This is a genomic window from Rhizobium arsenicireducens (assembly GCF_964021225.1).
The window spans coordinates 1756420-1782388 of the sequence record NZ_CAXHYK020000001.1 but is presented as its reverse complement, the minus strand read 5'-3'; the positions used below and the strand labels follow the sequence as shown (position 1 = coordinate 1782388).

At 62.4% G+C, this 25969-nt stretch carries 31 protein-coding genes; 23 read left to right on the top strand and 8 right to left on the bottom strand.

Annotation, left to right across the window (positions count from 1 at the left end; genetic code table 11):
• Nucleotide 1 precedes the first annotated feature (1 nt).
• From rpsQ to rplQ, 17 genes are all read left to right on the top strand, one after another.
• Nucleotides 2–238, top strand: coding sequence for a 30S ribosomal protein S17 (rpsQ, locus tag ACWPVA_RS08820; RefSeq protein WP_027677420.1), 237 nt, complete (start codon nucleotides 2–4; stop codon nucleotides 236–238).
• A 231-nt stretch (nucleotides 239–469) separates the two neighbouring features.
• Nucleotides 470–838: a 50S ribosomal protein L14 gene (gene rplN / locus ACWPVA_RS08815; protein ID WP_003495199.1), complete on the top strand. Its 369-nt coding sequence runs from the start codon at nucleotides 470–472 to the stop codon at nucleotides 836–838.
• Between the two features lie 12 nt (nucleotides 839–850).
• The gene (rplX, locus tag ACWPVA_RS08810) at nucleotides 851–1159 is read left to right on the top strand and encodes a 50S ribosomal protein L24 (protein ID WP_454287333.1); all 309 of its coding nucleotides are present in this window, start codon (nucleotides 851–853) and stop codon (nucleotides 1157–1159) included.
• The gene (gene rplE / locus ACWPVA_RS08805; protein WP_454287332.1) at nucleotides 1152–1709 is read left to right on the top strand and encodes a 50S ribosomal protein L5; all 558 of its coding nucleotides are present in this window, start codon (nucleotides 1152–1154) and stop codon (nucleotides 1707–1709) included. Before rplX ends, rplE begins: the two co-directional genes overlap by 8 nt.
• Nucleotides 1710–1742: 33 nt before the next feature.
• The gene (rpsN, locus tag ACWPVA_RS08800; RefSeq protein WP_115672068.1) at nucleotides 1743–2048 is read left to right on the top strand and encodes a 30S ribosomal protein S14; all 306 of its coding nucleotides are present in this window, start codon (nucleotides 1743–1745) and stop codon (nucleotides 2046–2048) included.
• A gap of 12 nt (nucleotides 2049–2060) precedes the next feature.
• Nucleotides 2061–2459: a 30S ribosomal protein S8 gene (rpsH, locus tag ACWPVA_RS08795; RefSeq protein ID WP_454287331.1), complete on the top strand. Its 399-nt coding sequence runs from the start codon at nucleotides 2061–2063 to the stop codon at nucleotides 2457–2459.
• 42 nt (nucleotides 2460–2501) lie between these two features.
• Complete coding sequence (rplF, locus tag ACWPVA_RS08790) at nucleotides 2502–3035, top strand: 50S ribosomal protein L6 (RefSeq protein ID WP_454287330.1); 534 nt, start codon at nucleotides 2502–2504, stop codon at nucleotides 3033–3035.
• A gap of 12 nt (nucleotides 3036–3047) precedes the next feature.
• Complete coding sequence (gene rplR, locus ACWPVA_RS08785; RefSeq protein ID WP_154720133.1) at nucleotides 3048–3410, top strand: 50S ribosomal protein L18; 363 nt, start codon at nucleotides 3048–3050, stop codon at nucleotides 3408–3410.
• A gap of 140 nt (nucleotides 3411–3550) precedes the next feature.
• The gene (rpsE, locus tag ACWPVA_RS08780; RefSeq protein WP_454287329.1) at nucleotides 3551–4120 is read left to right on the top strand and encodes a 30S ribosomal protein S5; all 570 of its coding nucleotides are present in this window, start codon (nucleotides 3551–3553) and stop codon (nucleotides 4118–4120) included.
• A gap of 14 nt (nucleotides 4121–4134) precedes the next feature.
• Nucleotides 4135–4344: a 50S ribosomal protein L30 gene (rpmD, locus tag ACWPVA_RS08775; RefSeq protein WP_007598359.1), complete on the top strand. Its 210-nt coding sequence runs from the start codon at nucleotides 4135–4137 to the stop codon at nucleotides 4342–4344.
• Nucleotides 4345–4360: 16 nt separating this feature from the next.
• A complete protein-coding gene (gene rplO, locus ACWPVA_RS08770) occupies nucleotides 4361–4840 on the top strand; it encodes a 50S ribosomal protein L15 (protein ID WP_454287328.1) in 480 nt (159 codons plus the stop codon).
• Between the two features lie 236 nt (nucleotides 4841–5076).
• Entirely contained in the window at nucleotides 5077–6417 is a 1341-nt protein-coding gene (secY, locus tag ACWPVA_RS08765; protein WP_454287327.1) for a preprotein translocase subunit SecY, read from the top strand.
• Nucleotides 6414–7064 (top strand): adenylate kinase, encoded by a 651-nt coding sequence (locus ACWPVA_RS08760; protein ID WP_454287326.1) that lies wholly within the window; start codon nucleotides 6414–6416, stop codon nucleotides 7062–7064. The genes secY and ACWPVA_RS08760 overlap by 4 nt, the downstream gene beginning before the upstream one ends.
• 227 nt (nucleotides 7065–7291) lie before the next feature.
• Nucleotides 7292–7660, top strand: coding sequence for a 30S ribosomal protein S13 (gene rpsM / locus ACWPVA_RS08755; protein ID WP_454287325.1), 369 nt, complete (start codon nucleotides 7292–7294; stop codon nucleotides 7658–7660).
• A 130-nt stretch (nucleotides 7661–7790) separates the two neighbouring features.
• The gene (rpsK, locus tag ACWPVA_RS08750; protein WP_454287324.1) at nucleotides 7791–8180 is read left to right on the top strand and encodes a 30S ribosomal protein S11; all 390 of its coding nucleotides are present in this window, start codon (nucleotides 7791–7793) and stop codon (nucleotides 8178–8180) included.
• Between the two features lie 94 nt (nucleotides 8181–8274).
• Nucleotides 8275–9285 carry a DNA-directed RNA polymerase subunit alpha gene (locus ACWPVA_RS08745; RefSeq protein WP_454287323.1) on the top strand — a complete coding sequence of 337 codons (1011 nt, stop codon included), beginning with the start codon at nucleotides 8275–8277 and terminating at the stop codon, nucleotides 9283–9285.
• Nucleotides 9286–9404: 119 nt separating this feature from the next.
• A complete protein-coding gene (gene rplQ, locus ACWPVA_RS08740; RefSeq protein WP_454287322.1) occupies nucleotides 9405–9821 on the top strand; it encodes a 50S ribosomal protein L17 in 417 nt (138 codons plus the stop codon).
• An 80-nt stretch (nucleotides 9822–9901) separates the two neighbouring features.
• Here rplQ and ACWPVA_RS08735 read toward each other — a convergent pair whose 3' ends face one another.
• On the bottom strand, nucleotides 9902–11167 hold the full coding sequence (locus tag ACWPVA_RS08735) for an RNA polymerase sigma factor (RefSeq protein WP_454287321.1): 1266 nt from the start codon (nucleotides 11165–11167) through the stop codon (nucleotides 9902–9904).
• An 81-nt stretch (nucleotides 11168–11248) separates the two neighbouring features.
• On the bottom strand, nucleotides 11249–11680 hold the full coding sequence (locus ACWPVA_RS08730) for a YciI family protein (protein WP_454287320.1): 432 nt from the start codon (nucleotides 11678–11680) through the stop codon (nucleotides 11249–11251).
• A 217-nt stretch (nucleotides 11681–11897) separates the two neighbouring features.
• On the opposite strand from ACWPVA_RS08730, the gene lhpI reads away from it, so the two are divergent.
• Complete coding sequence (lhpI, locus tag ACWPVA_RS08725; protein WP_454287319.1) at nucleotides 11898–13640, top strand: cis-3-hydroxy-L-proline dehydratase; 1743 nt, start codon at nucleotides 11898–11900, stop codon at nucleotides 13638–13640.
• A gap of 78 nt (nucleotides 13641–13718) precedes the next feature.
• On the opposite strand, the gene ACWPVA_RS08720 is transcribed toward lhpI, so the two are convergent.
• The 4 genes from ACWPVA_RS08720 to ACWPVA_RS08705 all read right to left on the bottom strand — a co-directional run bounded on the left by ACWPVA_RS08720 (nucleotide 13719) and on the right by ACWPVA_RS08705 (nucleotide 16862).
• Nucleotides 13719–14360, bottom strand: a complete 642-nt coding sequence (locus ACWPVA_RS08720) for a hypothetical protein (RefSeq protein ID WP_454287318.1) — start codon at nucleotides 14358–14360, stop codon at nucleotides 13719–13721.
• Nucleotides 14361–14501: 141 nt separating this feature from the next.
• The gene (gene msrQ, locus ACWPVA_RS08715) at nucleotides 14502–15170 is read right to left on the bottom strand and encodes a protein-methionine-sulfoxide reductase heme-binding subunit MsrQ (RefSeq protein ID WP_454287317.1); all 669 of its coding nucleotides are present in this window, start codon (nucleotides 15168–15170) and stop codon (nucleotides 14502–14504) included.
• Nucleotides 15171–15297: 127 nt separating this feature from the next.
• On the bottom strand, nucleotides 15298–16245 hold the full coding sequence (gene msrP, locus ACWPVA_RS08710) for a protein-methionine-sulfoxide reductase catalytic subunit MsrP (protein WP_454287316.1): 948 nt from the start codon (nucleotides 16243–16245) through the stop codon (nucleotides 15298–15300).
• A gap of 128 nt (nucleotides 16246–16373) precedes the next feature.
• Nucleotides 16374–16862 carry a thermonuclease family protein gene (locus tag ACWPVA_RS08705; protein WP_454287315.1) on the bottom strand — a complete coding sequence of 163 codons (489 nt, stop codon included), beginning with the start codon at nucleotides 16860–16862 and terminating at the stop codon, nucleotides 16374–16376.
• A gap of 447 nt (nucleotides 16863–17309) precedes the next feature.
• Here ACWPVA_RS08705 and ilvD point away from each other — a divergent pair, with 447 nt between their 5' ends.
• A complete protein-coding gene (gene ilvD, locus ACWPVA_RS08700) occupies nucleotides 17310–19145 on the top strand; it encodes a dihydroxy-acid dehydratase (protein ID WP_454287314.1) in 1836 nt (611 codons plus the stop codon).
• Between the two features lie 99 nt (nucleotides 19146–19244).
• Here the strand turns inward: ilvD and ACWPVA_RS08695 are convergent, their stop codons facing one another.
• Entirely contained in the window at nucleotides 19245–20333 is a 1089-nt protein-coding gene (locus tag ACWPVA_RS08695; protein ID WP_454287313.1) for a polyheme membrane-associated cytochrome C, read from the bottom strand.
• 127 nt (nucleotides 20334–20460) lie between these two features.
• On the opposite strand from ACWPVA_RS08695, the gene ACWPVA_RS08690 reads away from it, so the two are divergent.
• The 3 genes from ACWPVA_RS08690 to ACWPVA_RS08680 all read left to right on the top strand — a co-directional run bounded on the left by ACWPVA_RS08690 (nucleotide 20461) and on the right by ACWPVA_RS08680 (nucleotide 25120).
• Entirely contained in the window at nucleotides 20461–21939 is a 1479-nt protein-coding gene (locus tag ACWPVA_RS08690; RefSeq protein WP_454287312.1) for a ferredoxin reductase family protein, read from the top strand.
• Nucleotides 21940–22409: 470 nt separating this feature from the next.
• A complete protein-coding gene (locus ACWPVA_RS08685; protein ID WP_454287311.1) occupies nucleotides 22410–23813 on the top strand; it encodes a DegQ family serine endoprotease in 1404 nt (467 codons plus the stop codon).
• On the top strand, nucleotides 23810–25120 hold the full coding sequence (locus ACWPVA_RS08680; RefSeq protein WP_454287310.1) for a replication-associated recombination protein A: 1311 nt from the start codon (nucleotides 23810–23812) through the stop codon (nucleotides 25118–25120). Before ACWPVA_RS08685 ends, ACWPVA_RS08680 begins: the two co-directional genes overlap by 4 nt.
• Before the next feature lie 6 nt (nucleotides 25121–25126).
• Here the strand turns inward: ACWPVA_RS08680 and ACWPVA_RS08675 are convergent, their stop codons facing one another.
• Entirely contained in the window at nucleotides 25127–25438 is a 312-nt protein-coding gene (locus tag ACWPVA_RS08675) for a DUF1883 domain-containing protein (RefSeq protein WP_454287309.1), read from the bottom strand.
• A 174-nt stretch (nucleotides 25439–25612) separates the two neighbouring features.
• Here ACWPVA_RS08675 and ACWPVA_RS08670 point away from each other — a divergent pair, with 174 nt between their 5' ends.
• A complete protein-coding gene (locus ACWPVA_RS08670; RefSeq protein WP_454287308.1) occupies nucleotides 25613–25855 on the top strand; it encodes a hypothetical protein in 243 nt (80 codons plus the stop codon).
• Nucleotides 25856–25969: the final 114 nt, after the last annotated feature.

Below are 25969 nucleotides of genomic sequence, written 5' to 3'. Positions count from 1 at the left end.
TATGCCTAAACGCATTCTGCAGGGCGTCGTTGTCAGCGACAAGAACGAAAAGACCGTTGTTGTACGCGTCGAGCGTCGATTCGCTCATCCGCTGCTTCAGAAGACCGTTCGCCGGTCGAAGAAGTACAAGGCTCACGACGAGAACAACCAGTACAAGGTTGGTGACGTAGTTTCCATCGAGGAATGCGCACCGATCTCCAAGGACAAGCGCTGGACGGTGGTTGCCGCCCACGCTTAATTTGCAGAGTTTTGCGCCTGGCCCTTGCGCCAGTCGCAGAAATCTGTATGAAGCAGGCCATTGGCGCAGGAACGCTCCGGCAACGGGCGTTCTTTTGCTTTGAGCGCACGGAAGGTCCCTTCGGGGAAACCACCCTGGCACGATCTTCTCGCGCGACATCGAAATTACTCATAAGCCGGGATAGGGGGCTTCCAGCCCAACCGTTTCGGTACAACAAGAAGGCGACCTGACATGATTCAGATGCAGACTAACCTCGACGTGGCGGATAATTCCGGCGCACGTCGTGTCATGTGCATCAAGGTGCTGGGCGGCTCCAAGCGTAAGTATGCTTCTGTCGGCGACATTATTGTCGTCTCGATCAAGGAAGCTATTCCGCGCGGCCGCGTAAAGAAGGGTGACGTGATGAAGGCGGTTGTCGTTCGCACCGCCAAGGACATCCGTCGCGCCGACGGCAGCGTCATCCGCTTCGATAACAACGCTGCTGTTCTTATCGACAACAAGAAAGAGCCGATCGGCACCCGTATCTTCGGACCGGTTCCGCGCGAACTTCGCGCCAAGAACCACATGAAGATCATCTCGCTGGCTCCGGAAGTACTGTAAGGAGCCATGGCGATGCAAAAGATCCGCAAGGGCGACAAGGTCGTCGTATTGACCGGTAAGGACAAGGGCCGCACCGGTGAAGTCATTCAAGTGATGCCGAAGGAAGATCGCGCGGTTGTGCGTGGCGTGAACATGGTGAAGCGTCACCAGCGCCAGACCCAGACCGCCGAAGCCGGCATCATCAACAAGGAAGCTTCCATTCACCTTTCGAACCTCGCTGTCGCTGACAAGGACGGCAAGCCGACCCGCGTCGGTTTCCAGGTCATCGAAGGCAAAAAGGTGCGTGTGGCCAAGCGTTCGGGAGAAGTGATCGATGGCTGAGGCAAAGTATGAGCCGCGGCTCAAGCAGGAATATGTTTCCCGCATCCGCAAGGCACTTCAGGAGCAGTTCAACTTCTCCAACGAGATGCAGATTCCGAAGCTCGATAAGATCGTGATCAACATGGGTGTCGGCGAATCCACCGCGGATTCGAAGAAGCCCACCGTTGCGGCCGCCGATCTGGCTGCCATCGCCGGTCAGAAGCCGGTCATCACCCGTGCTCGTAATTCGATCGCTGGTTTCAAGCTTCGTGAAGGCATGCCGATCGGCGCAAAGGTCACCCTGCGCGGCGCCCGCATGTACGAATTCCTGGATCGCCTGATCAACATCGCGCTTCCGCGCGTTCGCGACTTCCGCGGTCTGAACCCGAAGTCCTTCGATGGCCGTGGCAACTTCGCCATGGGCATCAAGGAACACATTGTGTTCCCTGAGATCAATTACGACAAGGTTGATCAGATGTGGGGCATGGACATCATCGTTTGCACGACGGCAAACTCGGACGACGAAGCTCGGGCTCTCTTGAAAGAGTTCAACTTCCCCTTCCGTCAGTAACCGTAACGACGAGCGTAGAAGAGGAACTTCCATATGGCGAAGACCAGCGCAGTTGAAAAGAACAAGCGCCGCCGCAAGATCGTTGCCAGCCAGGCCGCCAAGCGGGCTGGCCTCAAGGCGATCATCATGAACCAGTCGCTTTCGATCGAAGACCGGTTCAAGGCAACCCTGAAGCTGGCAGAATTGCCGCGCGATGGCTCCAAGACCCGTATTCGCAACCGTTGCGAAGTGACCGGTCGCCCGCGTGCATTCTACCGCAAGCTCAAGATGTCGCGTATCGCGCTTCGCGAGCTGGGCAATACCGGCAAGGTGCCGGGCATTGTCAAGTCGAGCTGGTAAGGAGACGGGCAAATGACGATGACTGATCCGTTGGGCGATATGCTCACCCGTATCCGCAATGGCGCCGCACGCCGCAAGAGCTCGGTTTCGAGCCCGGCTTCCAAGCTTCGTGCACGCGTTCTCGATGTCCTTCAGGCTGAGGGTTACATCCGCGGTTATTCTGAAGTCCAATTCGACAATGGCAAGGCCGAGCTGCAGATCGAGCTGAAGTACTACGAAGGTGCTTCGGTGATCCGCGAAATCGGCCGCGTCTCCAAGCCGGGCCGCCGAGTTTATGTATCGGTCAAGTCCATCCCGCAGGTCGCGAACGGTCTCGGCATCACCATCCTTTCGACTCCGAAGGGTGTGATGGCCGATCACCAGGCTCGCGAACAGAATGTTGGTGGCGAGGTTCTCTGCTCTGTCTTCTAAGACAGCGCAGAGATCTCCCTAGCGAACAGACAGGATCAAAACATGTCTCGTATCGGTAAAAAGCCCGTTCCGGTTCCTGCAGGGATCACGGCCACCGTTGATGGCCAAAAAGTGACTGCAAAGGGCCCCAAGGGCGAACTGTTTTTCGTCGCGAATGACGAAATCTCCGTGGCACTGGAAGACAACGCTGTTGTTGTCATGCCGCGCAACGCCACCAAGGATGCTCGTTCGAAGTGGGGCATGTCCCGCACAATGGTCGAGAACATCTTCAAGGGCGTGAAGGACGGCTTCGAGCGCAAGCTCGAGATCAACGGCGTCGGCTATCGTGCCACGCTGCAGGGCAAAAACCTGCAGCTGGCGCTCGGCTTCAGCCATGATGTGGTCTATGAGCCGCCGGTCGGCATCACGATCGCCGTTCCGAAGCCGACGGAAATCGTCGTCTCCGGCATCAACAAGCAGCAGGTCGGTCAGGTCGCTGCTGAGATCCGCGAATATCGCGGCCCCGAGCCTTACAAGGGCAAGGGTGTCAAGTATGCCGAAGAGCGGATTGTCCGCAAAGAAGGCAAGAAGAAGTAAGGAACGCGCGAAATGGCAAGCAGGAAAGAAGCACTTGTACGTCGTGCCAATCGCGTGCGGCGTCAGATCAAGGCGGTGGCCAATGGCCGTCCGCGTCTGTCGGTACATCGCTCGTCGAAGAACATCTACGCTCAGATCATCGACGATGTCGCAGGCCGTACACTGGCCGCAGCATCGACCCTCGACACCGATCTGCGCTCGGGCCTGAAGACCGGCGCCGACACTGCTGCCGCTGCAGCAGTCGGCAAGCTGGTGGCCGAGCGGGCTGTCAAGGCTGGCGTCAAGGAAGTTGTCTTCGACCGTGGCGCTTTCATCTACCACGGCCGCATCAAGGCTCTGGCGGAAGCAGCCCGCGAAGGCGGTCTGAACTTCTAAGAACTTCCGCCCGGGCTTGCGCTCGGGCGGATTTCCGGCTTATTGCCGGACACTCCCGGATTCGCTCCCATGCCCGTAGGGCAGGGAGGAATTATTCGTAATCTGCCGATTGCACCCGGAAAAGAAAAAGGAAAAGGACAATGGCACAAGAAAAGCGTGGTTCGCGGGACGACCGTCAGAACCGTGATGAACGTGATAGCGAGTTTGTCGACAAGCTCGTCGCAATCAACCGCGTCGCCAAGGTGGTGAAGGGTGGCCGTCGTTTCGGCTTTGCAGCCCTCGTCGTCGTCGGCGACCAGAAGGGCCGCGTCGGTTTCGGCCATGGCAAGGCACGTGAAGTTCCGGAAGCCATCCGCAAGGCAACAGAAGCTGCCAAGCGCGAACTGATTTTCGTTCCCCTGCGTGACGGCCGCACACTCCACCATGACGTCAATGGTCGCCATGGCGCCGGCAAGGTTTTGCTGCGCTCGGCCAAGGCCGGTACCGGCATCATCGCAGGCGGCCCGATGCGCGCTGTCTTCGAAACGCTCGGCATGCACGACGTCGTCGCCAAGTCGACCGGCTCGTCGAACCCGTACAACATGGTTCGTGCCACGTTCGACGCCCTGAAGCACCAGGTGCATCCGAAGGACATTGCAGCTCAGCGCGGCTTGAAATACGCCACGCTCCAGGCTCGCCGTGTCTCTTCCGGCAATGCCTCCGAAGAATGAGAGGAGTTTGATCCATGGCCAAGGCTACGAAGAAGACTGAAGCAAAGACGGTTACGGTCGAACAGATCGGCAGCCCCATTCGCCGTCCGGCTGTCCAGCGCGCAACGCTGGTCGGCCTGGGCCTCAACAAGATGCACCGGGTCCGCACCCTGGAAGATACGCCTTCCGTTCGTGGCATGATCCGTGCTGTCCAGCATCTCGTTCGCGTCGTCGACGAGAAGTGAGACGGAGGAAATCATCATGAAACTGAATGAAATCAAAGACAACGAAGGCTCCAGCAAGGACCGTATGCGCGTAGGTCGCGGTATCGGTTCCGGCAAGGGCAAGACCGGTGGTCGCGGCGTCAAGGGTCAGAAGGCCCGTTCTGGCGTTGCTATCAATGGCTTCGAGGGCGGCCAGATGCCGATCTATCGTCGTCTGCCGAAGCGCGGCTTCACCAACATCTTCAAGACGGACTACGCCACCGTTTCGCTCGGTCGTATCCAGACTGCCATCGATGCCAAGAAGCTCGACCCGAAGGCAACGATCGATGCAGCTGCTCTCAAGGCAGCCGGTGTGATCCGTCGCCCCAAGGACGGCGTTCGCGTTCTCTCTGGTGGCGAACTGACGACGAAGGTAGCCCTTGAGGTTGCCGGTGCGTCGAAGGCCGCCGTCGAAAAGATCGAAAAGGCTGGTGGTTCGATCAAGCAGCTCGCTGCTGCTGCTGAAGCTGCCGAATAAGTCTTGAATAGATCGCCCGGGGTGCTTCACACCGGGCGATTTTGCTCCCATATGTGAGCCTCACAATCCCAGGACGGAGTGACGTCGTTTCGTCTTCCGGGATATTCTGGAAAACAAGGGTGAGGCATGCGATTGCTGCGCAATCTCTCCGACGCCCGGTTTTCTTAAAAATTTTGGACGATAGCCTCCGGTTCTGGCGAACGTGCGCCCCCGGTTTTGGTTTTGCGGAGAATTTCATGGCTTCTGCAGCGGAACAATTGGCCTCGAACCTCAACTTCTCGACCTTCGCCAAGGCGGAGGATCTGAAGAAGCGTCTGTGGTTCACGCTGGCCGCCTTGCTTGTCTATCGCTTGGGCACTCACATTCCGCTGCCCGGCCTCAACCCCGAAGCCTATGCCGCTGCCTTCCAGGGGCAGGCAGGTGGTATTCTGGGCCTCTTCAACATGTTCTCCGGCGGCGCCGTCGAGCGCATGGCGATCTTCGCCCTCGGCATCATGCCGTATATTTCCGCCTCTATTATCGTGCAGCTCATGACTTCGGTCGTTCCGACGCTCGAGAACCTCAAGAAAGAGGGCGAGCAGGGCCGCAAGATCATCAACCAGTACACCCGCTACGGCACCGTGCTGCTCGGCACACTCCAGGCCTACGGTATTGCCGTTGGCCTCGAGAGCGGGCAAGGCATGGTGGTCGATCCGGGCTGGTTCTTCCGCATTTCCACCGTCGTCACGCTGCTCGGCGGTACGATGTTCCTGATGTGGCTGGGTGAGCAGATCACCTCGCGCGGCATCGGCAACGGCATTTCGTTGATCATTTTCGCCGGTATTGCCGCTGGCCTGCCGACTGCCATAGCCGGAACGCTCGAGCTCGGTCGTACTGGCGCGCTGTCCACTCTGCTTATCCTGTCGGTCATTCTCATGGCCATTGGCGTGATCGGGCTGATCGTCTTCGTTGAACGGGCCCAGCGCCGCCTGCTGATCCAGTATCCCAAGCGCCAGGTCGGCAACCGCATGTTCCAGGGCGACACCTCGCACCTGCCGCTGAAGCTCAACACCGCCGGCGTCATTCCTGCGATCTTCGCCTCCTCACTGCTGCTTCTGCCGGCCACCGCTGCGGGCTTTGCCGGCACCTCTACCCTGCCTCCTTGGGCGACGACCATCGTCACGGCGCTCGGCCACGGCCAACCGCTGTTCATGGCCCTCTATGGCGCCCTGATTGCCTTCTTCGCCTTCTTCTACACGGCGATCGTCTTCAATCCGAAGGACACGGCCGATAACCTGAAGAAGCATGGCGGCTTCATCCCCGGCATTCGTCCTGGTGACCGGACTGCGGAATACATCGACTACGTCCTGACGCGTATCACGACGGTCGGCGCCATCTACCTTGTCTTCGTCTGTATCCTCCCCGAGATTCTGGTGGCCAACACCGGCGTGCCATTAGCCCTTGGTGGTACTTCTCTTTTGATTGTTGTCAGCGTTACCCTCGATACTGTAGCACAGATCCAGGGCCACCTGATCGCCCAGCAGTATGAGGGGCTGATCAAGAAGTCGAAGTTGCGTGGAGGAAAGAGGGGACGATGAGACTTATTCTTTTGGGACCGCCGGGAGCGGGCAAGGGTACCCAGGCACAGCGTATAGTCGAAAACTACGGTATTCCGCAGCTCTCCACCGGCGACATGCTTCGTGCCGCCGTGAGCGCCGGCACCGAGGTCGGCAAACGGGCAAAGGCGGTCATGGATGCCGGGAACCTCGTTTCCGACGAGATCGTCAATGCCATCGTTTCCGAACGAATTGATGAGCCGGATTGCGCCAAAGGCTTTATTCTCGACGGCTATCCGCGCACCCTCGTTCAGGCCGACTCGGTCGAGGCGATGCTTGCGGCCAAGGGTATGCAGCTTGATGTCGTCATCGAATTGCAGGTCAATGATTCGGTGCTGGTCGATCGTGTCTCGGGCCGTTACACCTGTGCGAAGTGCGGCACGGGCTACCACGACCAGTTGCAGAAGCCCAAGGTCGAGGGTGTTTGCGACAAGTGCGGATCGACGGAGTTCAAGCGCCGTCCCGACGACAATGCCGAGACGATGACGACGCGTCTCCAGGATTACTACAAGAAGACCTCGCCGCTGATCGGCTACTACTACGCCAAGGGCAAGCTGGAATCGGTTGACGGCATGGCCGAGATCGGTACCGTCACTGCGGACATCGAGGCAATTCTCGCCAAGCTCTGAGTTTGGCGGGTTTCAAGAATCTTCACGGAGCCGGTTGCTTTCGGCAACTGATTCCGCTAAATAGCGCGCCAACTCGCGGCAATTATGCGATCGGCGCGTTCTTCCTTCGGGAAGACCGGGTTCGATCGTTTTGACTTGTTGAGAACCTTATTTGTAATTGCGGCCTCAAACGGCCGTGTAACGAGACACCACTTGCCGGATGGCAACTGGAAGCAAGGAGAATAGGCGTGGCACGTATCGCTGGCGTCAACATCCCGACCGCGAAGCGCGTAGTTATTGCGCTGACCTATATTCACGGGATTGGACCGAAATTCGCTGCTGAAATCGTCGAGAAGGTCGGTATTCCGGCCGAGCGTCGCGTTCATCAGCTCACGGATGCCGAAGTTCTGGCAATCCGCGAAGCCATCGACCGCGACTATCAGGTCGAGGGCGATCTTCGTCGCGATACCGCGATGAACATCAAGCGCCTTATGGATCTTGGTTGCTACCGTGGCCTGCGCCATCGTCGTGGCCTGCCGGTCCGTGGCCAGCGCACCCATACCAATGCCCGTACTCGCAAGGGTCCGGCAAAGGCGATTGCTGGTAAGAAGAAGTAATTTTTTGAGGCATTGGCCAGTAGGCAGTAGGCAGTAGTGGTTTTCGCTACTGCCTACTGCCTGTGTCCTATTGCCTCGAAGGTGTAGCCGCTGGAACTACGGCGGTGTTTAGATCAACGAAAGGGAAGTCATGGCCAAGGAAGCCACCCGCGTACGCCGTCGCGAACGCAAAAATATCTCGTCGGGCGTTGCCCACGTCAACTCGACGTTCAACAACACCATGATCACCATCACCGATGCACAGGGCAATGCCATTGCCTGGTCGTCCGCTGGTGCCAAGGGTTTCAAGGGCTCGCGCAAGTCGACCCCGTTCGCCGCCCAGATCGCCGCTGAAGATGCCGCCAAGAAGGCGCAGGAACACGGCATGAAGACGCTTGAAGTGGAAGTCTGCGGTCCGGGTTCGGGTCGTGAATCCGCTCTGCGCGCTCTGCAGGCTGCGGGCTTCATGATCACCTCGATCCGTGATGTTACCCCGATCCCGCACAATGGTTGCCGCCCGCGCAAGAAGCGTCGCGTCTGATCATCTTTCATCCCGCCGATGAGCGCAGACGCGCTCCTCTGGTGTTAGCTCGGTAGCCACGATTGGATGGTGGCGACGAACGGAAGGTAAAATAATGATTCAGAAGAATTGGCAGGAATTGATCAAGCCGAACAAGGTCGAGTTCACCTCGTCCGGCCGCACCAAGGCGACCCTTGTCGCCGAGCCGCTGGAACGCGGCTTCGGCCTGACGCTCGGCAACGCGCTGCGCCGCGTTCTCTTGTCGTCGCTGCGTGGTGGTGCCGTCACCGCCGTCCAGATCGACGGCGTGCTGCATGAGTTCTCGTCGATCCCGGGTGTGCGGGAAGACGTGACCGACATCGTGCTCAACATCAAGGAAATCGCCATCAAGATGGACGGCGATGATCCGAAGCGCATGGTCGTGCGCAAGCAGGGTCCGGGCGTTGTGACCGCCGGTGACATTCAGACGGTTGGCGATATCGAAATCCTCAACCCGGATCATGTGATCTGCACCCTCGACGAGGGCGCTGAGATCCGCATGGAGTTCACCGTTGCCAACGGCAAGGGCTATGTTCCGGCTGAGCGTAATCGTGCGGAAGATGCTCCGATCGGTCTCATCCCGGTCGACAGCCTCTACTCGCCGGTCAAGAAGGTGTCCTACAAGGTGGAAAACACCCGCGAAGGACAGGTTCTCGACTACGACAAGCTGACCATGACCATCGAGACTGACGGTTCGATCACCGGTGAAGACGCTGTTGCATTCGCGGCCCGCATTCTCCAGGACCAGCTCGGCGTCTTCGTCAATTTCGACGAGCCGCAGAAGGAAGTCGAAGAGGAAGCCGTCACCGAACTCGCGTTCAACCCGGCCCTCCTCAAGAAGGTCGACGAGCTCGAGCTTTCGGTCCGTTCGGCCAACTGCCTGAAGAACGACAACATCGTCTATATCGGCGACCTCATTCAGAAGACCGAAGCAGAGATGCTCCGCACTCCGAACTTTGGCCGCAAGTCGCTGAACGAAATCAAGGAAGTTCTCGCTTCCATGGGCCTGCACCTCGGCATGGAAGTGCCGGCATGGCCGCCCGAGAACATCGAAGATCTCGCCAAGCGCTACGAAGACCAATACTAAGAAACAAAAAGGCAGGTTCACCTCTGCCTTTCCAGTCAAACTGCAGGCGGATGCCTGTATGTGTCAGGAAACGGCAGGGCGCCGCATAAAGCGCGAGCCTGCGTAGAAGGAGAATAGCAATGCGCCACCAGAAAGCCGGTCGCAAGCTGAACCGTACCGCCAGCCACCGTAAGGCGATGTTCGCCAACATGGCGGCTTCGCTCATCACCCATGAGCAGATCGTCACCACCCTGCCGAAGGCGAAGGAAATTCGCCCGATCGTCGAAAAGCTGGTCACCCTAGGCAAGCGCGGCGACCTGCACGCTCGTCGTCAGGCCATCTCGCAGATCCGCGACCTTGACGCCGTCAAGAAGCTGTTCGACGCCATCGCTTCGCGCTACGCCACCCGCAACGGCGGCTACCTGCGCATCATGAAGGCTGGCTTCCGCCAGGGCGACAATGCCGCCATGGCCGTCATCGAATTCGTCGAGCGCGATGTCGATGCCAAGGGCGCAGCCGACAAGGCCCGCGTCGCCGCCGAAGCCGAAGCAGCGTAAGGTTCTTCCCGTAAGGGAATGCCATTGAAAAGCCGGGTGAGCGATCACCCGGCTTTTTGCGTCTGTGGCGGGGGCGTCTGTCAGGTTGGTATGCAAGCCCGAGCCCGGCCGAGGAGAAACGCCCTTTCGCTTTCGTTGCGGCTCAGGGCCGCCGCCCGCTCGAAGCAGGCTTGCGCTTCGGTGCGCCGCCCGGCCCGCAGCAGGAAATCACCCCGCGCGGCCGCCATCGGTGCGTAGACCTTGAGCGCCGGCTCGTCCTCCAGCGCGTCCAGCAGTTCCAGCCCCGCTTCCGACCCAAACGCCATCGCGTGGGCGACGGCCCGGTTGAGTGCCACCACGGGGGAGGGCAGGACGGTGAGCAGCCGGTCGTAAAGCCCCGCGATCATGTGCCAGTCCGTGTCCTCGAAGCGCCGGGCACGGGCGTGGCAGGCCGCCAGCGCCGCCTGAAGGGCATAAGGGCCGTCTTCTCCGCCGAGTGCACGAACACGCTCCAGCGCCGCGAGCCCCCGGCGAATGAGCAACTGGTCCCAGTGCGCCCGGTTCTGTGTCTCGAGCGTCAGCGGCACGCCGTCCGGGCCGTTGCGGGCGACAAGCCGCGACGACTGGATTTCCATCAGCGCCAGCAGTCCATGCACCTCCGGTTCGTCGGGGGCGAGACCGGCGAGAACGCGGCCAAGGCGCATGGCCTCTGCGCAGAGTTGCGGCCGGATCGCGTCCTCGCCGGCGCTTGCGGCATAGCCCTCGTTGAAGATCAGGTAGGTGACTTCCAGCACCGAGGCGAGACGCGCGCCGCGCTCGGCCCCGCGCGGTACCTCATAGGCGATGCCGGCCCCGCCGAGGCTCTTCTTCGCCCGAACGATGCGCTGGGCGATCGTCGTCTCGCTCGACAGGAAGGCGCGGGCGATCTCCTCCGTCGACAGCCCGCCGATCAGCCGCAGCGTCAGCGCCACCCGCGCATCGGTCGAAAGCACCGGATGGCAGGCGGTGAAGATCAGGCTCAGGCGCTCGTCGCCGATGTCGTCGTCCATGCTCGCCTCGATCGCTTCGATCGTGCTGTCCTGTTCGAGCTGCAGATCGCGGCCGATCTCGTCGTGCTTGCGTTCCATCATGCGGGCGCGGCGCAGCGTGTCGATGGCGCGCCGCTTGGCGGTCGCCATCAGCCAGGCGGCGGGATTGTCGGGAATGCCGCTCGTCGGCCAGCGGTCGAGCGCCACCACCAGCGCATCCTGCGCCAGTTCCTCGGCCCGGCCGACATCGCGCACGATCCGGGCGAGCCCGGCGATCAGCCGGGCCCGTTCCATGCGGAAGACGGTCTCCGCCGTCCTGTGCGCTTCGGATGTCTCCATGCGGCGGCAGTATGCGGGCTCGGCCGTTTCAGTCAACGGCCAGCGGGACCGTGCCTGCGGCCGCGGCTTCGGCTTCCAGCGCTACTTGCCGTCGCGCGCGGCGAGCCGCTCGCCGGCGCGGTCATGGCGTGCCTGTCCCTCGGGCGAGGCAATCTCGGCGAAATCCGCCATCTCGTAGAACGGACGGATCTCGATCTCGCTCGGCCCGGGCATCGGATTGGGGCAGCGTTTGACCCATTCCACCGCCTCGGCCATGTCCTTGACCTCCCAGATCCAGTAGCCGGCGACCAGTTCCCGCGTCTCGGCGAAGGGACCGTCGATCACCCGGCGGTTGGCGCCGTCGAACGCAACCCGCTTGCCAAGCTTCGACGGCTTCAAACCGTCGCCCGACAGCATGATGCCGGCATTGGCCAGTTCCTCGTTGAACTTGCCCATCGCCTCGAACAGTTCGGTCGAGGGCATGATGCCTTCTTCGCTGTCTTCCGTTGCCTTCACCATCACCATCACACGCATTGTCGTTCTCCTCTTTTGTGAAACAGCGCTCCCAAGGGGTGCGTAATGTCATGACGAACGGCTGCCGATGGATTCGACATCGCGCCGAACTTTTTTCTTCACATAGCGCGGCCGGCCGCCATGACACCCCATGGCTTTGCTGGGCGCAAGGCTTGGCGCTTGATTTGCCCCTCCGGCGTGCTAGTCGGTGAGTTCGGTCATCGGGGAAGGGAAGCGCATGTCAGTCGAATTCGGGGGAGCGCCGTTTGCCGCGCCCGCACGCCTGCTGATCGACGGCGCGGCCGAAGGGCCGCTGCTCTTTTCCGACACGGCGCTGAGTTTCTGGGGCGGAGTCGATCCGGAAACCGGCCTGGTGATCGACCAGGCGCACCCGCTGCACGGCCGGTGCCTTGCCGGCGCGATCCTGGCAATCCCCGGCGGCCGCGGTTCCTGCACCGGCAGCGCCGTGCTGATGCAACTCATCCTCAACGGCAAGGCGCCGGCCGGCATGGTTTTCTCGCAGGCCGAGGAGATCCTGACGCTCGGCGTCATGGTCGCCGAGGAAATGTACGGCCGCTCGCTGCCGATCGCCGTGGTCGCGCCTGAGACCTTCGCCCGCATGGAAGGACTGGACAGGATCCGCATCGAGGCCGGTCTGGTGTCCGAGCCGGGGGGCAAGCATTCCCTGGCCGACATGGCCCCGACCGCAGCCTTGCCGAGCCTTGTCCTGAGCGACAACGACCGACACCTTCTCTCCGATGCCGTGCCGCAGGCGACGCGCACCGCGATGCGGATCGTTGTGCGCATGGCCGAACTGCTCGGCGCCAAGAGCTTGATCGACGTCGCCCAGGTCCATGTCGACGGCTGCATCTATACCGGCCCGGCGAGCCTCGACTTTGCCCAGAAGCTCGCGGACTGGGGCGGCAGGGTCGTCGTGCCGACTTCGCTTAATGCCATTTCCGCCGACCAGGCCCGTTGGCGCGAGCAGGGCACCGACCCGGTTCTCTCGATGGCGGCCAGCGCGCTGGCTGATGCCTATGTCCGCATGGGCGCCCGCCCGACCTTCACCTGCGCACCCTACCAGCTGGACGGCGCCCCGGCCGAAGGCGAGAACATCGCCTGGGCCGAATCGAACGCCGTCGTCTACGCCAACAGCGTGCTCGGCGCCCGCACGATGAAATATCCGGATTTCCTCGACATCTGCATCGCGCTCACCGGCCGCGCCCCCGAGGCCGGATGTCATCTGGACGAGAACCGCAAGGCGCGGCTGGTCGTCGAGGTCGAGGCGATGGACGGCCGCGACGACAGCTTCTGGCCGCTGTTCGGCTACCGGGTCGGCATGCTGGCGCCGAACGCCATCCCCGCCGTCACAGGCCTGGAGCGGGCTCACCCGACGGCCGACGACCTCAAGGCCTTCGGCGCCGCCTTCGCCACGACCTCGGCCGCACCGATGTTCCACATCGTCGGCGTCACGCCGGAGGTGCCCACGCTCTCCGCCGCGACCGGGGGTAGGGCGCTTCCGACGGTCAAGGTAAGCCGCAGCGACGTCGCCGGCGACTGGCTTCACTTCAACCCGACCACCGGCGAGACGATCGATCTCGTGGCGCTCGGCAATCCGCATTTTTCCTTCGACGAGTGCGACGCTCTGGCCAAACTCTGTGCCGGCCGGACGAAGCATGCGGACCTGGCGCTCACCGTCACCCTGAGCCGCGCGACCCATGCCCGCATCGTCGAGGCCGGCATCGCCACCACCCTCGAAGCCTTCGGCGCCACCTTGGTGCGCGATGCCTGCTGGTGCACGGTCATGCAGCCGATCGTTCCGCCGGGCGCGCGGACCATTCTCACCAATTCCGGCAAATATGCCCACTACGGCCCCGGCCTCAGCGGCAAGCAGGTGCGCTTCGCCGGCCTTGCCGCTTGTGTTGAAGCGGCGGTGACGGGCAGCGCACAGGCAGGACCACCAGCCTGGCTGGTAGGGTGAGCGTGTCGCAGCGAACGCCCGCCTGCAACGTCGGCGACCCGTCCCTGGCAAGGCGCAATGGCCGGTCGCGCATTCCTGCTATGGCTGCGCGTTGCAGCTGGGATAAGGCGGTGCTTCGCCGTCGACGGCGTCGCACAGGCGGATCGGCAGGAGTTGGGCGAGGCGCGGCTTCCAGGTGTCGATGTCGTAGACCGGGCGCGCGGCCACGGGCGGGCCGCGCTCGGCCCATTGGACCGTGATATAACCGAAGTCCGATTTGACGTAGACGATGACGGCCGCTTCGCTCCGCGCGTCTTGGCCCTCTTCGGCGGGCGCAACGGTACCGCAGCCGAGAAACACCACCAGGCCCGTAAGACCGTTGATCTCGGTCGCCCCGAATGAGGTTCCGGTGAAGGTCTCCGCACAGGCCTGCTGGTAGTGCCCTGCAAGCACCCTGGCGGCGCCCTCCAGTGTCTGGGCCTGCCCCTCGGCGTCCTTGACGCCCGTCATGGTGATCATCTGGGACCAGTTGGTGACGGTTTCCCCCGCCGGCACGGCTTCCTGCAAATAGGCGTGGTCGTTTGCATCCTCGTAGCGCGGCTGAAAGCCCGCCGGCAGCTGGTAGGAAACGATCTGGCCGAACACCGGCGTCGTCATCGTTATGCCGTCTTGCGACCGGGCCGGCAGTGCGGCCGCCAGAGAGATCATGGCCAGAAACAGAACCGCGCCCTTCGCCTTCATGGACGTCTCCGTACGTGATTGCCGCCGGCATTCCGGGGACTGGTGCGGAGTCTATCGCATGGATCGATGCCCCTGTCGTGGCGCGGCCGCGGTTGTGCTGACTTTGATTGGTAACAGAGGCAGGACGCGGCGGCGCGCTTGTCAGTCGCCGGTGCATGCCACCGGCGAGCGGAGGGCTCTGTTGCCCGGCTTGTTGGCCCGTTTCCACGCCATGATCTTCGGACGCACGAGCCGGTAGACCAGAAGGACGATCACCACGGCGATGTAGAAGGCGGGCTCTGCGGTGATCACCTTCAGCGACAGCGCATAGTGCAGCACCGCGACGGCCGCGATCGCATAGACCAGCTTGTGTAGCCGGTTCCACTTTTGCCCGAGCCTGCGGATCGACCAGCGGTTGGAGGTCAGTGCGAGCGGGATCAGCATCGTGAGCCCCGCCATGCCGAGCATGATATAGGGACGCTTGAGAATGTCGCCGGCGATCGACGTCAGGATCAGCCCGCGGTCGAGGGTCAGGTAGACGGCGAAATGGGCGAGGACGTAATAGAAGGCGAGAAGGCCCAGCGCGCGCCTGTAGCCAATTAGGTTAATACCTAAGAGATCGCGCGCCGGCGTGACGGCGAGCCCGAGACACAGAAACCGAAGCGCCCAGAGCCCGAGCAGGTGCTCGAAGGCCCGCACCGGATCGGCACCGAGCCCGCCGAAAATGCCGAGATAGAAGGCGTAGAGCCCCGGCATGAGGCCGATCACATAGAGCGCCCAGACGGAGGCCGGCTTGTATCGGGCGGGCAGGGCGGGCATGGCCATCGTCATTCTCCGGTATCAACTGGCCCCTCAGCATCCTTTTCCCAGAGGGAAGGGCGGCAGACACCTTCTCCCCGCAGGCGAGAAGGTTTCGTGCAGCGCCGGATCAGGGGGCGAAGCATCGTGCTGTGTGTCCTCAGTAGAACTTCGTCAGGTCCATTCCGGTATAGAGCCCCGCCACCTCGTCGGCATAGCCGTTGAAGGGCAGCGTCTTCATTCGGGCTCCGCCGAACAGGCCGCTTGCCTCGCCGATCCGCCGCTCGGTCGCCTGGCTCCAGCGCGGATGGTCGACCGCCGGGTTGACGTTGGCATAGAAGCCGTATTCGCTTGGCTGCATGACGTTCCAGCTCGCCGGCGGCTCGTTTTCGGTGAGCGTGATGCGCACGATCGACTTGATCCCCTTGAAGCCGTATTTCCACGGCACGACCAGTCTCAGCGGCGCACCGTTCTGTTTCGGCAGCGTCTCGCCATAGAGGCCAGTTGCCAGGATGGTCAGCGGATGGCGTGCCTCGTCGAGGCGCAGGCCCTCGACGTAGGGCCATTTCATCGGCTGGAACAGCCCGCGCTGACCCGGCATCTCGTCGGGCCGCACGACGGTCTCGAAGGCCACATATTTGGCGGAGCCGAGCGGTTCGACCCGGTCGAGCAGGCTTGCCAGCGGAAAGCCGACCCAGGGGATGACCATCGACCAGGCCTCGACGCAGCGCATGCGGTAGACGCGCTCTTCCATCGGGAAATCCTTGAGGATCGCCTCGATGTCGATCACCTGGGGCTTGGCCACCAGTCCGCCGACCTCGACTGTCCAGGGCCGGGTCTGGAAGGCCCCGGAATTGTTGATCGGGTCGATCTTGTCGGTGCCGAACTCGTAGAAATTGTTGTAGGTGGTGACGTCCTGCTTCGCCGTCGGCTTTTCCGTCAGCACATAAACGCTCGGCTTGGCGGCGATCGCCGCGGCAAAGGCCTTGGGCGCCGCCGCAAACGCGAGCCCCCCGGCAGCGGCACCGATCAGGCTGCGCCGATTGATATGGAGCGATTGCGGCGTGATCTCGCTCTGGGCGATCTTCGGCGGACGGTAGCGGGACATGGGGCGGTTCTTTCGCTGTGGATGCTTTGTCTCACCCTTTCTACGTAGCAAATCTCATCAGAGTTTCATCGCCACGAAAAGAAACTTCCGACCACATTTTCGTGTACGCGACCCTACTGCGCCGGTCGTCAGTCGCACCAGCTGCTCCGCGAGCCGGTCCATGGACGCGCGAGCCCCTTGGCGATCAGGATGTCGCCAATCGAACGGTCGTGGCGCACAACAGTCCGCAGCTTGCGGCCATAGCGATCCGCGTCGCGCGAGCCGTAGGAGACGAGCTCAAAACCACCGGCGTTCAGCTCGGAGAGCAGCACACGCTTGGCCGCCTCGCCTTTGACCTTCTCCCGATCGCACCGTGGTGGGCTGAGCTCGGGGGTGTCGATGTCGGCAATGCGGATTTTTTCGCCGTTCAGCCAGAACGTATCGCCATCGACCACGCAATTGCGCCTGATCCCGCTGCCGCAAAACGTGAAGCTGACCGAGATGCCCTTGCCTTGAGGTAGGGCGTCCCCCGATCGCCCGGGGCTCGACCAGGCGGCAATGTTCCTGACCGGCGTGGCAACCGCCTGCGCCAGTGGCTGATAGTCGCCGAACCTGGCGAAAAGGAGAGGCAGGGCCAACGATGCCAGCAGGACAAGGCATGCGAACCAAACGCGCCTTGCGACAGGCGACCTGGCTCCGCGGTCCATTGGGCCTCGGCGCTGGCCCGGCACACCGGTCGCCATTCCATTGCTTGCCTCGGCATGTCTGGCCTTCTTCCCAAACGTGCTTCTGGCTCGGAAGTCGATCACCTTTCCGGATGCATCTCCAAACGCCATGACTACCTCCGCCTGCTCGCGGCAGGTTAGGCGGCAAAGCTTTCGCACGGCTTTCGAAGATCGCTAAAATGCCAGCCTGTTCGTCAGCGTTCTCGTGCCAGGCGTACCGTTTTACGCTATGCTGATAGTGACAGTTCTGGGCGTTTGCCCTACCACAAGGTCAAAATCCGGAGCAGAAACGCGCGCAGCCGATCGTTTTCGGCTAGCCAATGCCCGGCAAAAACCAAGACAGAATCCGAGGTAACACCCATGCCAGTCTATCGTTCGAGAACCACGACCCACGGCCGCAACATGGCGGGTGCGCGCGGCCTTTGGCGCGCCACTGGCATGAAGGACAGCGATTTCGGCAAGCCGATCATCGCGGTGGTCAACTCGTTCACCCAGTTCGTCCCCGGCCACGTGCACCTCAAGGACCTCGGCCAGCTTGTTGCCCGCGAGATCGAGGCATCCGGCGGCGTCGCCAAGGAATTCAACACGATCGCCGTCGATGACGGCATCGCCATGGGCCATGACGGCATGCTCTATTCGCTGCCGTCGCGCGAACTGATCGCCGATAGCGTCGAATACATGGTCAACGCCCACTGCGCCGACGCCATGGTCTGCATCTCCAACTGCGACAAGATCACCCCCGGCATGCTGATGGCGTCGCTCCGCCTCAACATCCCGACGATCTTCGTCTCGGGCGGCCCGATGGAGGCCGGCAAGGTCGTCATGCACGGCAAGAAGGTCGCGCTCGACCTGGTCGACGCCATGGTCGCCGCCGCCGACGACAAGATCTCCGACGAGGACGTGCAGACCATCGAGCGCTCGGCCTGTCCGACCTGCGGCTCGTGCTCGGGCATGTTCACCGCCAATTCGATGAACTGCCTGACCGAGGCGCTCGGCCTCTCCCTGCCGGGCAATGGCTCGACGCTCGCCACCCATGCCGACCGCAAGGAACTCTTCCTTGAGGCCGGCCGCAGCATTGTCGGGCTTGCCAAGCGCTATTACGAGCAGGACGACGCAACCGCACTGCCGCGCGTCATCGCCTCCAAGGGCGCCTTCGAGAATGCCATGGCGCTCGACATCGCCATGGGCGGCTCGACCAACACCGTCCTGCACATCCTCGCCGCCGCCCACGAGGCCGAGGTCGACTTCACCATGGACGACATCGACCGCCTGTCGCGCAAGGTTCCGTGCCTGTCCAAGGTCGCGCCGGCCAAGGCCGACGTGCACATGGAAGACGTCCACCGGGCAGGGGGCATCATGTCCATCCTCGGCGAACTCAACCGTGCCGGCCTGCTCAATGCCGAGCTGCCGACCGTTCACGCCCGCACGCTGGGCGACGCGCTGGCCAAGTGGGACATCTCCGTCTCCGAGGACCCGGCGGCCCTCAAGCTGTTCAGCGCCGCACCGGGCGGCATCCCGACCCAGGTCGCCTTCAGCCAGGCGGCCCGCTGGGAAGACCTCGACCTCGACCGCGAAAACGGCGTCATCCGCGATGCCCAGCATCCCTTCTCCAAGGATGGCGGTCTCGCCGTGCTCAAGGGCAATCTGGCGCTCGACGGCTGTATCGTGAAGACCGCCGGCGTCGACGAGTCGATCCTGAAGTTCACCGGCCCGGCCAAGGTCTATGAAAGCCAGGATGCGGCGGTCAAGGCGATCCTGTCCAACGAGGTCGTTGCCGGTGACGTCGTCGTCATCCGCTACGAAGGCCCCAAGGGCGGTCCGGGCATGCAGGAAATGCTCTATCCGACCAGCTATCTGAAGTCGAAGGGCCTCGGCAAGGTCTGCGCGCTGATCACCGACGGCCGCTTCTCCGGCGGCACGTCCGGCCTGTCCATCGGCCACGCCTCGCCGGAAGCGGCGAACGGCGGCACGATCGGCCTGGTGCGCGAAGGCGACACGATCGAGATCGACATCCCGAACCGCACGATCAACCTGGCCGTTGCCGAGGATGTGCTGGCGAAGCGTCGCGCCGAGCAGGATGCCTTCGGCTGGAAGCCGGCGCAGCCCCGCAAGCGCAATGTCACTACCGCGCTCAAGGCCTATGCAGCCTTTGCCGCCTCAGCCGACAAGGGCGCGGTGCGCATCCTCCCGGAGTGAATCACGGCCAAGTTCCGATGAACGACAAACGCCGCCCGATGGGCGGCGTTCTCATTTGGGGGCACGGCGCGGCGAGGGCGGGCAGCAGGTGCTGTGCAGTCAGGGGCGGGTGATCCCGGCCATGTCCATTCCGATCTGTTCCGAGAGGCTTTCAAGGCTGTCATACAGCAACTGTAGTTGATAGGTCGGATGGTGGACGTAGCCGCCCGGGTCCTTCTTTACGACTTGATAGTTGTAGGCAGCCTTCAGGAGTTGAGGCGTCCAGGCCTGATAGCGGTTGTCGGCCACCGCCTCCTCATCGCTGATTGTGCCGTTGCCGTCAGTGTCGCGGAAGAAATAGGGATGGCGGTCCTTATGGTAGCCGATCGGCGTGCCTGCGACGTCACGGCCATAGGCCTGGATCGACTCGCCGAGCCGGGCATGCAGCGTCATGATCTCGCCCTGGATGCCTTCCTTGACGTCGCCGTCGCCGTCGAAGTCGCCGTGCCGCATGCGGATATCGGTCAATTGCTCGACGCCGCGGTGACAGCTGAGACAGTCATCCACCGCCACTTTCGTGCTGTGCGGATCGTGACAGGCGACACAGGTATTGGCGCTCGGCACGTGAAAGAAGCGCCCGGCATAGGTCTTGCCGGGATACTGATAGCCGGCACCGGTTTCGGAACCGTGCATGGTCGCAGCAGCCACTCCGTAGTGAATGTTAAGGAAGCCGAGCTCCGCTGAAACCTCGTCTTCTCCAAGGTTTGCCACCGCCTTGGACACGGCGGCACCCGATTGGCGGCCCTGATGGCAGACGGTACAGGTTGCCGACGTGCCCAAGCCGTCGACGGTGACGCCGGAGGGGAAACGCACCGCATTCAGCGCGTGGGCCTCGGCGCTGTGACAGGAGGCACACCCTATCGGCGAATTGATTACGCCCGGATGATCGACAACACCGGCCGTGCTGCCGTCGGTGCCGAGAAAGTCGAGGAAGCCGGGCTCGGAGTGACAGGCGGCGCAGGCGGTCGGGATTTCTCCCTGCTTGTTCCAATAGGTGAAGGATGGCGAATGGTAATTGCCGTGTGGCGATTTCAGCCAGGCATCGACCAGCGCGGAAATGCCTGATTTTTCCTCGGCCTGAAGCGTTGCCGGCAGCCCGCCGAACCCGACAAGCATGGCAAGCAACCCGAAAAGATGGTGCAATCGCATATTATTCTCCTCCACGACCTGATCTCGCTAGGATGGCAGCTTGCGCAAGAATCGCACCGCCGTACATGACAGAGATCAATTCCATGGAGTATTGAGCCTGTTAGAAGGAAGGGCAAGGAGGATGGTCATGAATGAAATTGCGAAGACGCCAGTGGCTCCAGCCCACTCGCTTCCCCGGCTGCCGGGCGTGGCGCTCGCCGCGCTTTATCTCGGCATCTGCCTCGTGCCGCTCCTCATTGCGCTTTCCGCCAGCGTTTCGCCGGCCGATCGTTGGGGCTTGGCGGCCGCGGCCCTCGGCATGGTCGGCCTCGGTGGTATGGCCGTGCAATTCGTCACCTCGGGGAGGTTCGAGATCGTATCGGGTCGCCTTGGCATCGACAAGATCATGGCGTTCCACAAGATTGCTGCCTGGTGGATCCTTCTGGCCGTGGTCATGCATCCCCTTGTCTACGTTTTGCCGACCTGGCTGGAGAAGCCGGCGCTCGGCTCCGAACGCCTTGTCGCCTACCTCACCCTGCCGCACTATCGCACAGGCGTGATCGCCTGGATTGCGCTTGTCCTGCTGGTCTTTTCGGCTGCCCTGCGCGAGTTTTTGCCCTGGCGCTACGAGGTCTGGCGAGCGAGCCACGTCTTGCTTGGATCCCTCGCTGTCGGCTGCGGCCTGCATCACGCCGTCAGCACCGGCCGTTTCGCAGCCTTTGGTCCCACCGCTGTCTATTGGAACCTGCTCGCGATTGCCATCGTCGTTGTCCTTGCGACCCTTTACGGCTATCGCTGGTGGAAGCTGCACCGCCAGCCCTGGCGGCTTGCCTCGGTGACGAGGCGGGCGGACCGGCTCTGGGAGCTCGACTTTCAGCCGGAAACCGGCACGCCGCAGCTTGACTATCGCGCCGGACAATTCGTCTGGATGACCGAGGGCAAGCGCCGCTTCCCGCTTTTCGACCATCCTTTTTCCATTGCCGACAGCCCGACCCGCCCAGGTCTCAGCCTGATCATCAAGGAAGTGGGCGATTTCACCCGGCAGATCGGAGCCCTCGCACCCGGCACGAAGATCGGCATTGACGGCCCTTACGGCGAGTTCTTCCTGGAAGCCCATCCCGCCGATGCCGTGCTGCTGATCGCCGGCGGAGTCGGCATCGCCCCCGTGATGGGCATGCTGCGTGATCTGGTGTCCCGGCGCGATCCGCGCCCCGTGCGGCTGGTCTATGCGGTTGGCGCCGTCAGCAACATCGCCTGTCGGGAGGAAATCGATGCGGCCACCGCAGTGCTCGATCTGAAAGCCTTTTTCATCTGCGAAACACCACAGGAAGGCTGGGACGGTCTCATCGGACGGCTGGATCGCGCGCGGCTCGCGGAACTCCTGGAAGGCCTCGACCCGCAGCGTACCATTGCCATGATGTGCGGCCCCGGTGCCATGGTGACCGCGGTCTCCGATGAACTCCTCGATCTCGGCATGCCCATGGAAAATGTCGTCTACGAGCGCTTCGACTATTCGGGCGGAGCAACCTCTCGGCAGGATCGACGCCGCAGCCTCGCTTTTCTCGCGGTGGGGTCGCTGCTCACCGCTGCGGTCGCCAGCTTCACCTTCATGGCGGCGGCAGCCTGACGCGAAGACCGGCCTTTTTCGCGAGCGCCATGGCCTCTGTCCCTACCGCTGTGCAGCCAGTGGTGCCCGCTCCTTGCGCTCGCGCTCCGTATTCCCGCCGGCAAGAAGGGTGAGGAGGTTCCCTCAATCAGTCGGTGAAATGTGGCGACGCATTTAGGTGAAAAGCTAATTAACGGAATAAACAATTAGCCTGGTGGGCCTCGTAGCGGGTTTGGGCTTTTTAAGCGCGGTCAATGCTTCTGCAGCGGCAGGTACTGGATGAGTGGCGGTCGTTCGGCGTCGATGCGGTCCGTGGGGCGATAGGCCGGCAAGCCGGAAACGCCTTATTTCTGAGTTTTGCGTCCTTGCGTACGTCTTGGAAAAGCTGATTTCACCATTACCTTTGGGAGCGCGCGGACCGGCGCATCGCCGACGCTTTTCTTTTGTACGTCGGGCGCTTATTGATCCTTGGAAACAATGAGGAGAACCCCATGCAAGGCATCGTTCGTGGTTTGGCCGTTTCGGTACTGGCGCTTCTCGCGGCATTCCCCGTGCAACTGGCCGCGCAGGAGCTTCGCGTTCCCCAGACCGCCGCAGAGATGCAGATGTCGTTCGCACCCTTGGTCAAACGGACCCAGGGCGCGGTGGTCAATGTCTATGCCGAGCGGCTGGTGCAACGGCGTGCTTCGCCTTTCGCCGGCGACCCATTCTTCGAGCAGTTCTTCGGACAGCGCATGCCGAACCGGACGGAAAAGCAGTCCTCGCTCGGCTCTGGCGTCGTCCTCGGCGCAAACGGCATGGTGGTCACCAACAATCACGTCATCGATGGCGCCGACGACATCAAGGTGGCGCTGTCCGATGGTCGCGAATTTCCGGTCAAGGTCGTGCTCAAGGACGAGCGGCTCGACCTCGCGGTGCTCAAGATCGACGCGAGGGAACAGCTTCCCGCCTTGGCGATCGCCGACAGCGACAGGGTCGATGTCGGCGACCTGGTGCTTGCCATCGGCAATCCCTTCGGCGTCGGTCAGACCGTCACCAGCGGTATCGTCTCGGCACTTGCCCGCAATCGCGTGACGGAAGGCGATTTCGGCTTCTTCATTCAGACCGATGCCGCGATCAATCCGGGCAATTCCGGAGGCGCTCTGATGAACATGAAGGGCGAACTGATTGGCATCAACACCGCGATCTTCTCCAAGGGTGGCGGGTCAAATGGCATCGGTTTTGCCATCCCCGCCAATCTGGTCAAGGTGTTCCTGGCTGCCGCCGAGCGGGGCGATGCCAGCTTCGAGCGCCCCTATGTTGGTGCCACCTTCGAGCCGGTGACCTCAGATGTCGCCGAAGCGCTCGGCCTCGACAAGGTGCGCGGTGCGCTTGTCGTGCGCGTTGCAGAGGGCGGGCCGGCCGCCAATGCGGGGTTGAAGGCCGGCCAGGTCGTCGAGGAGGTCGATGGCATTCCGGTTGAGCATCCCGATGCGCTCGGCTACCGGCTGACGACCGCAGGGCTCGGCAAGACGGTTAAGCTCTCCATTCGCGAAAACGGTCGTGGAGAGGAGATTGCCATGACGCTTGCCGGTGCGCCGGAGACCATGCCGCGCGACGAGCGGCTGATTGAAGGCGGAAGCCCCTTTGCCGGCGCTCGCATCGCCAATCTGTCGCCGAAGCTCGCCTTTGAGTTGCGCATGCCGTCCGAAGTCACCGGTGTCGTGATCACCGAGATCGCCCGTGGCTCGCCGGCTGCCCGCCTCGGCTTTGCGCCGCATGACATCATCGTCTCGGTCAACGGCGTCAACATTGCCTCGACTGCAGTCATGCTGGGGGTGCTTGCCGACAGTCCGAGCTTCTGGCAGGTGGAAGTCGAGCGTGACGGCCAGCGCATCCGGCAGATTTTCCGATGAGCGACCTGTTCGCGTCTACAGTTCCCAAGGACGTCGAGGCGCGTCGGCCGCTGGCAGACCGGCTGCGGCCGAAGACGCTGGGCGAGGTGACAGGCCAGGAGCATCTGACCGGTGAGGACGGGGTGCTGGCGCGCATGATCGCTTCCGGCTCGCTCGGCTCGATGATCTTCTGGGGCCCGCCCGGCACCGGCAAGACGACGGTTGCGCGGCTTCTGTCGGGCGAAGCGGGGCTCGCTTTCGAGCAGATCTCGGCGATCTTCTCCGGCGTAGCCGATCTGAAGAAGGTGTTTGAGGCCGCCCGCATGCGCCGCATGGAGGGCCGGCAGACCCTTCTGTTCGTCGACGAGATCCATCGCTTCAACCGCGCCCAGCAGGACAGCTTCCTGCCTGTCATGGAAGACGGGACCGTGATCCTCGTCGGCGCGACCACGGAGAACCCCTCCTTCGAACTCAATGCCGCACTTCTGTCGCGTGCCAGGGTCCTGACCTTCAAGCCGCATGACGAGTCGAGCATCGAGACGCTTTTGAAACGCGCCGAGGAGACCGAGGGCAAGCCGCTGCCGCTCGACGAGAATGCCCGCATCAGCCTGATCCGCATGGCCGATGGCGACGGGCGCGCCGCGCTCACGCTTGCCGAGGAAGTCTGGCGGGCGGCAAGGGCAGGCGAGGTGTTCGATACCGAAGGCCTGTCCCTGATCGTCCAGCGCCGGGCGCCGGTCTACGACAAGGGCCAGGACGGCCATTACAATCTGATCTCGGCGCTGCACAAGGCGGTTCGCGGTTCCGATCCCGATGCCGCGCTCTATTATCTGTGCCGCATGTTCGATGCTGGCGAGGACCCGCTTTATCTCGGTCGCCGGCTCGTGCGTATGGCGGTCGAGGACATCGGGCTAGCCGATCCGCAGGCGCTGGTCATCTGCAACGCCGCCAAGGACGCCTATGACTATCTCGGCTCACCCGAGGGTGAACTGGCGCTGGCACAGGCCTGCGTCTATCTCGCGACGGCGCCGAAATCGAATGCAGTCTACATGGCCTACAAGTCGGCGATGCGGGCGGCCAAGGAGAACGGCTCGCTGCTGCCGCCGAAGCATATTCTCAACGCCCCAACCAAGCTGATGAAGGGCGAAGGCTATAGCGAGGGCTATCGCTATGACCACGACGAGCCGGATGCCTTTTCCGGGCAGGACTATTTTCCGGAGAAGATGGGGCGCAAGACCTTCTACGATCCGCCGGAACGTGGCTTCGAGCGGGAGATCCGCAAGCGCCTCGACTGGTGGGCGAAGCTCAGGCGCGAGCGCAACAGCTGACGCGCTTCAAGAGGCCTTCGGCGCCCTGGCGGCGACCGGTGCGGCAATCATCTTGACAGAGGATTCGGCCAATCCGTGATGGCCTTCCATGTCGACGATCAGGTGCCAATGACCACTGTCGGGGATGGCAAGCCGGATCGGCGACTTCTTGGCAACGCCGCCGACATATTTGAAATCGAGGGCTTCCTTGAAGCGCTGGAAATTGCCGGGCGTCATCAGCCGCACATTGTTGACCGCTGACAGCGTCACCTCGATGATCGCGCCGGCGCGCTGTTCCTTCAGGTCGTAATGGGTAAAGCGGAAGGTCGGCTTGGCCATTCTGCTGCTCGTCTGTCCAGTGAAATCCTGGCGGGCAATTTAGGCGACGGCGGTTAAGGAAGCGTTTTTTCAGCGATCGCGCAGGACGGGCGGCGAGAGAGGCCCTGAGTTTTCGGGAACAAAGCGCGGGTGCCGGCGTTTGTCTTTCAACGATCCAACGCCAGGAGCAATCCGATGAAGACCAACACCTATCTGACCATTTTCGTCTCGATGATGGTGAATGCCGTCATCTTCGGCACGGGCGCAATCACTGTGCTCTCCATTCCGGCGCTGGCCGAGCAGGCAAAATACCTGCTGCCGCTGGTCATCGTCATTTCCTTCGTGGCGGCACCCTTTATCGCCCGCCTCATCGCCCCGCGGATGCGCCTGCGCAACTGGCGCCGTCGTGACGAGTTGAAACCCAAGACAGTCGTCTGAAATAGGACCAAGGCGCCAAACGCCATTGCCATTCCCATTCCCTCTACTCCACTGACCCCGGCACCTCCACCGGGGTCTCTTTTTGTCTTGATTCCGCTCGCCATCGGCCACCGA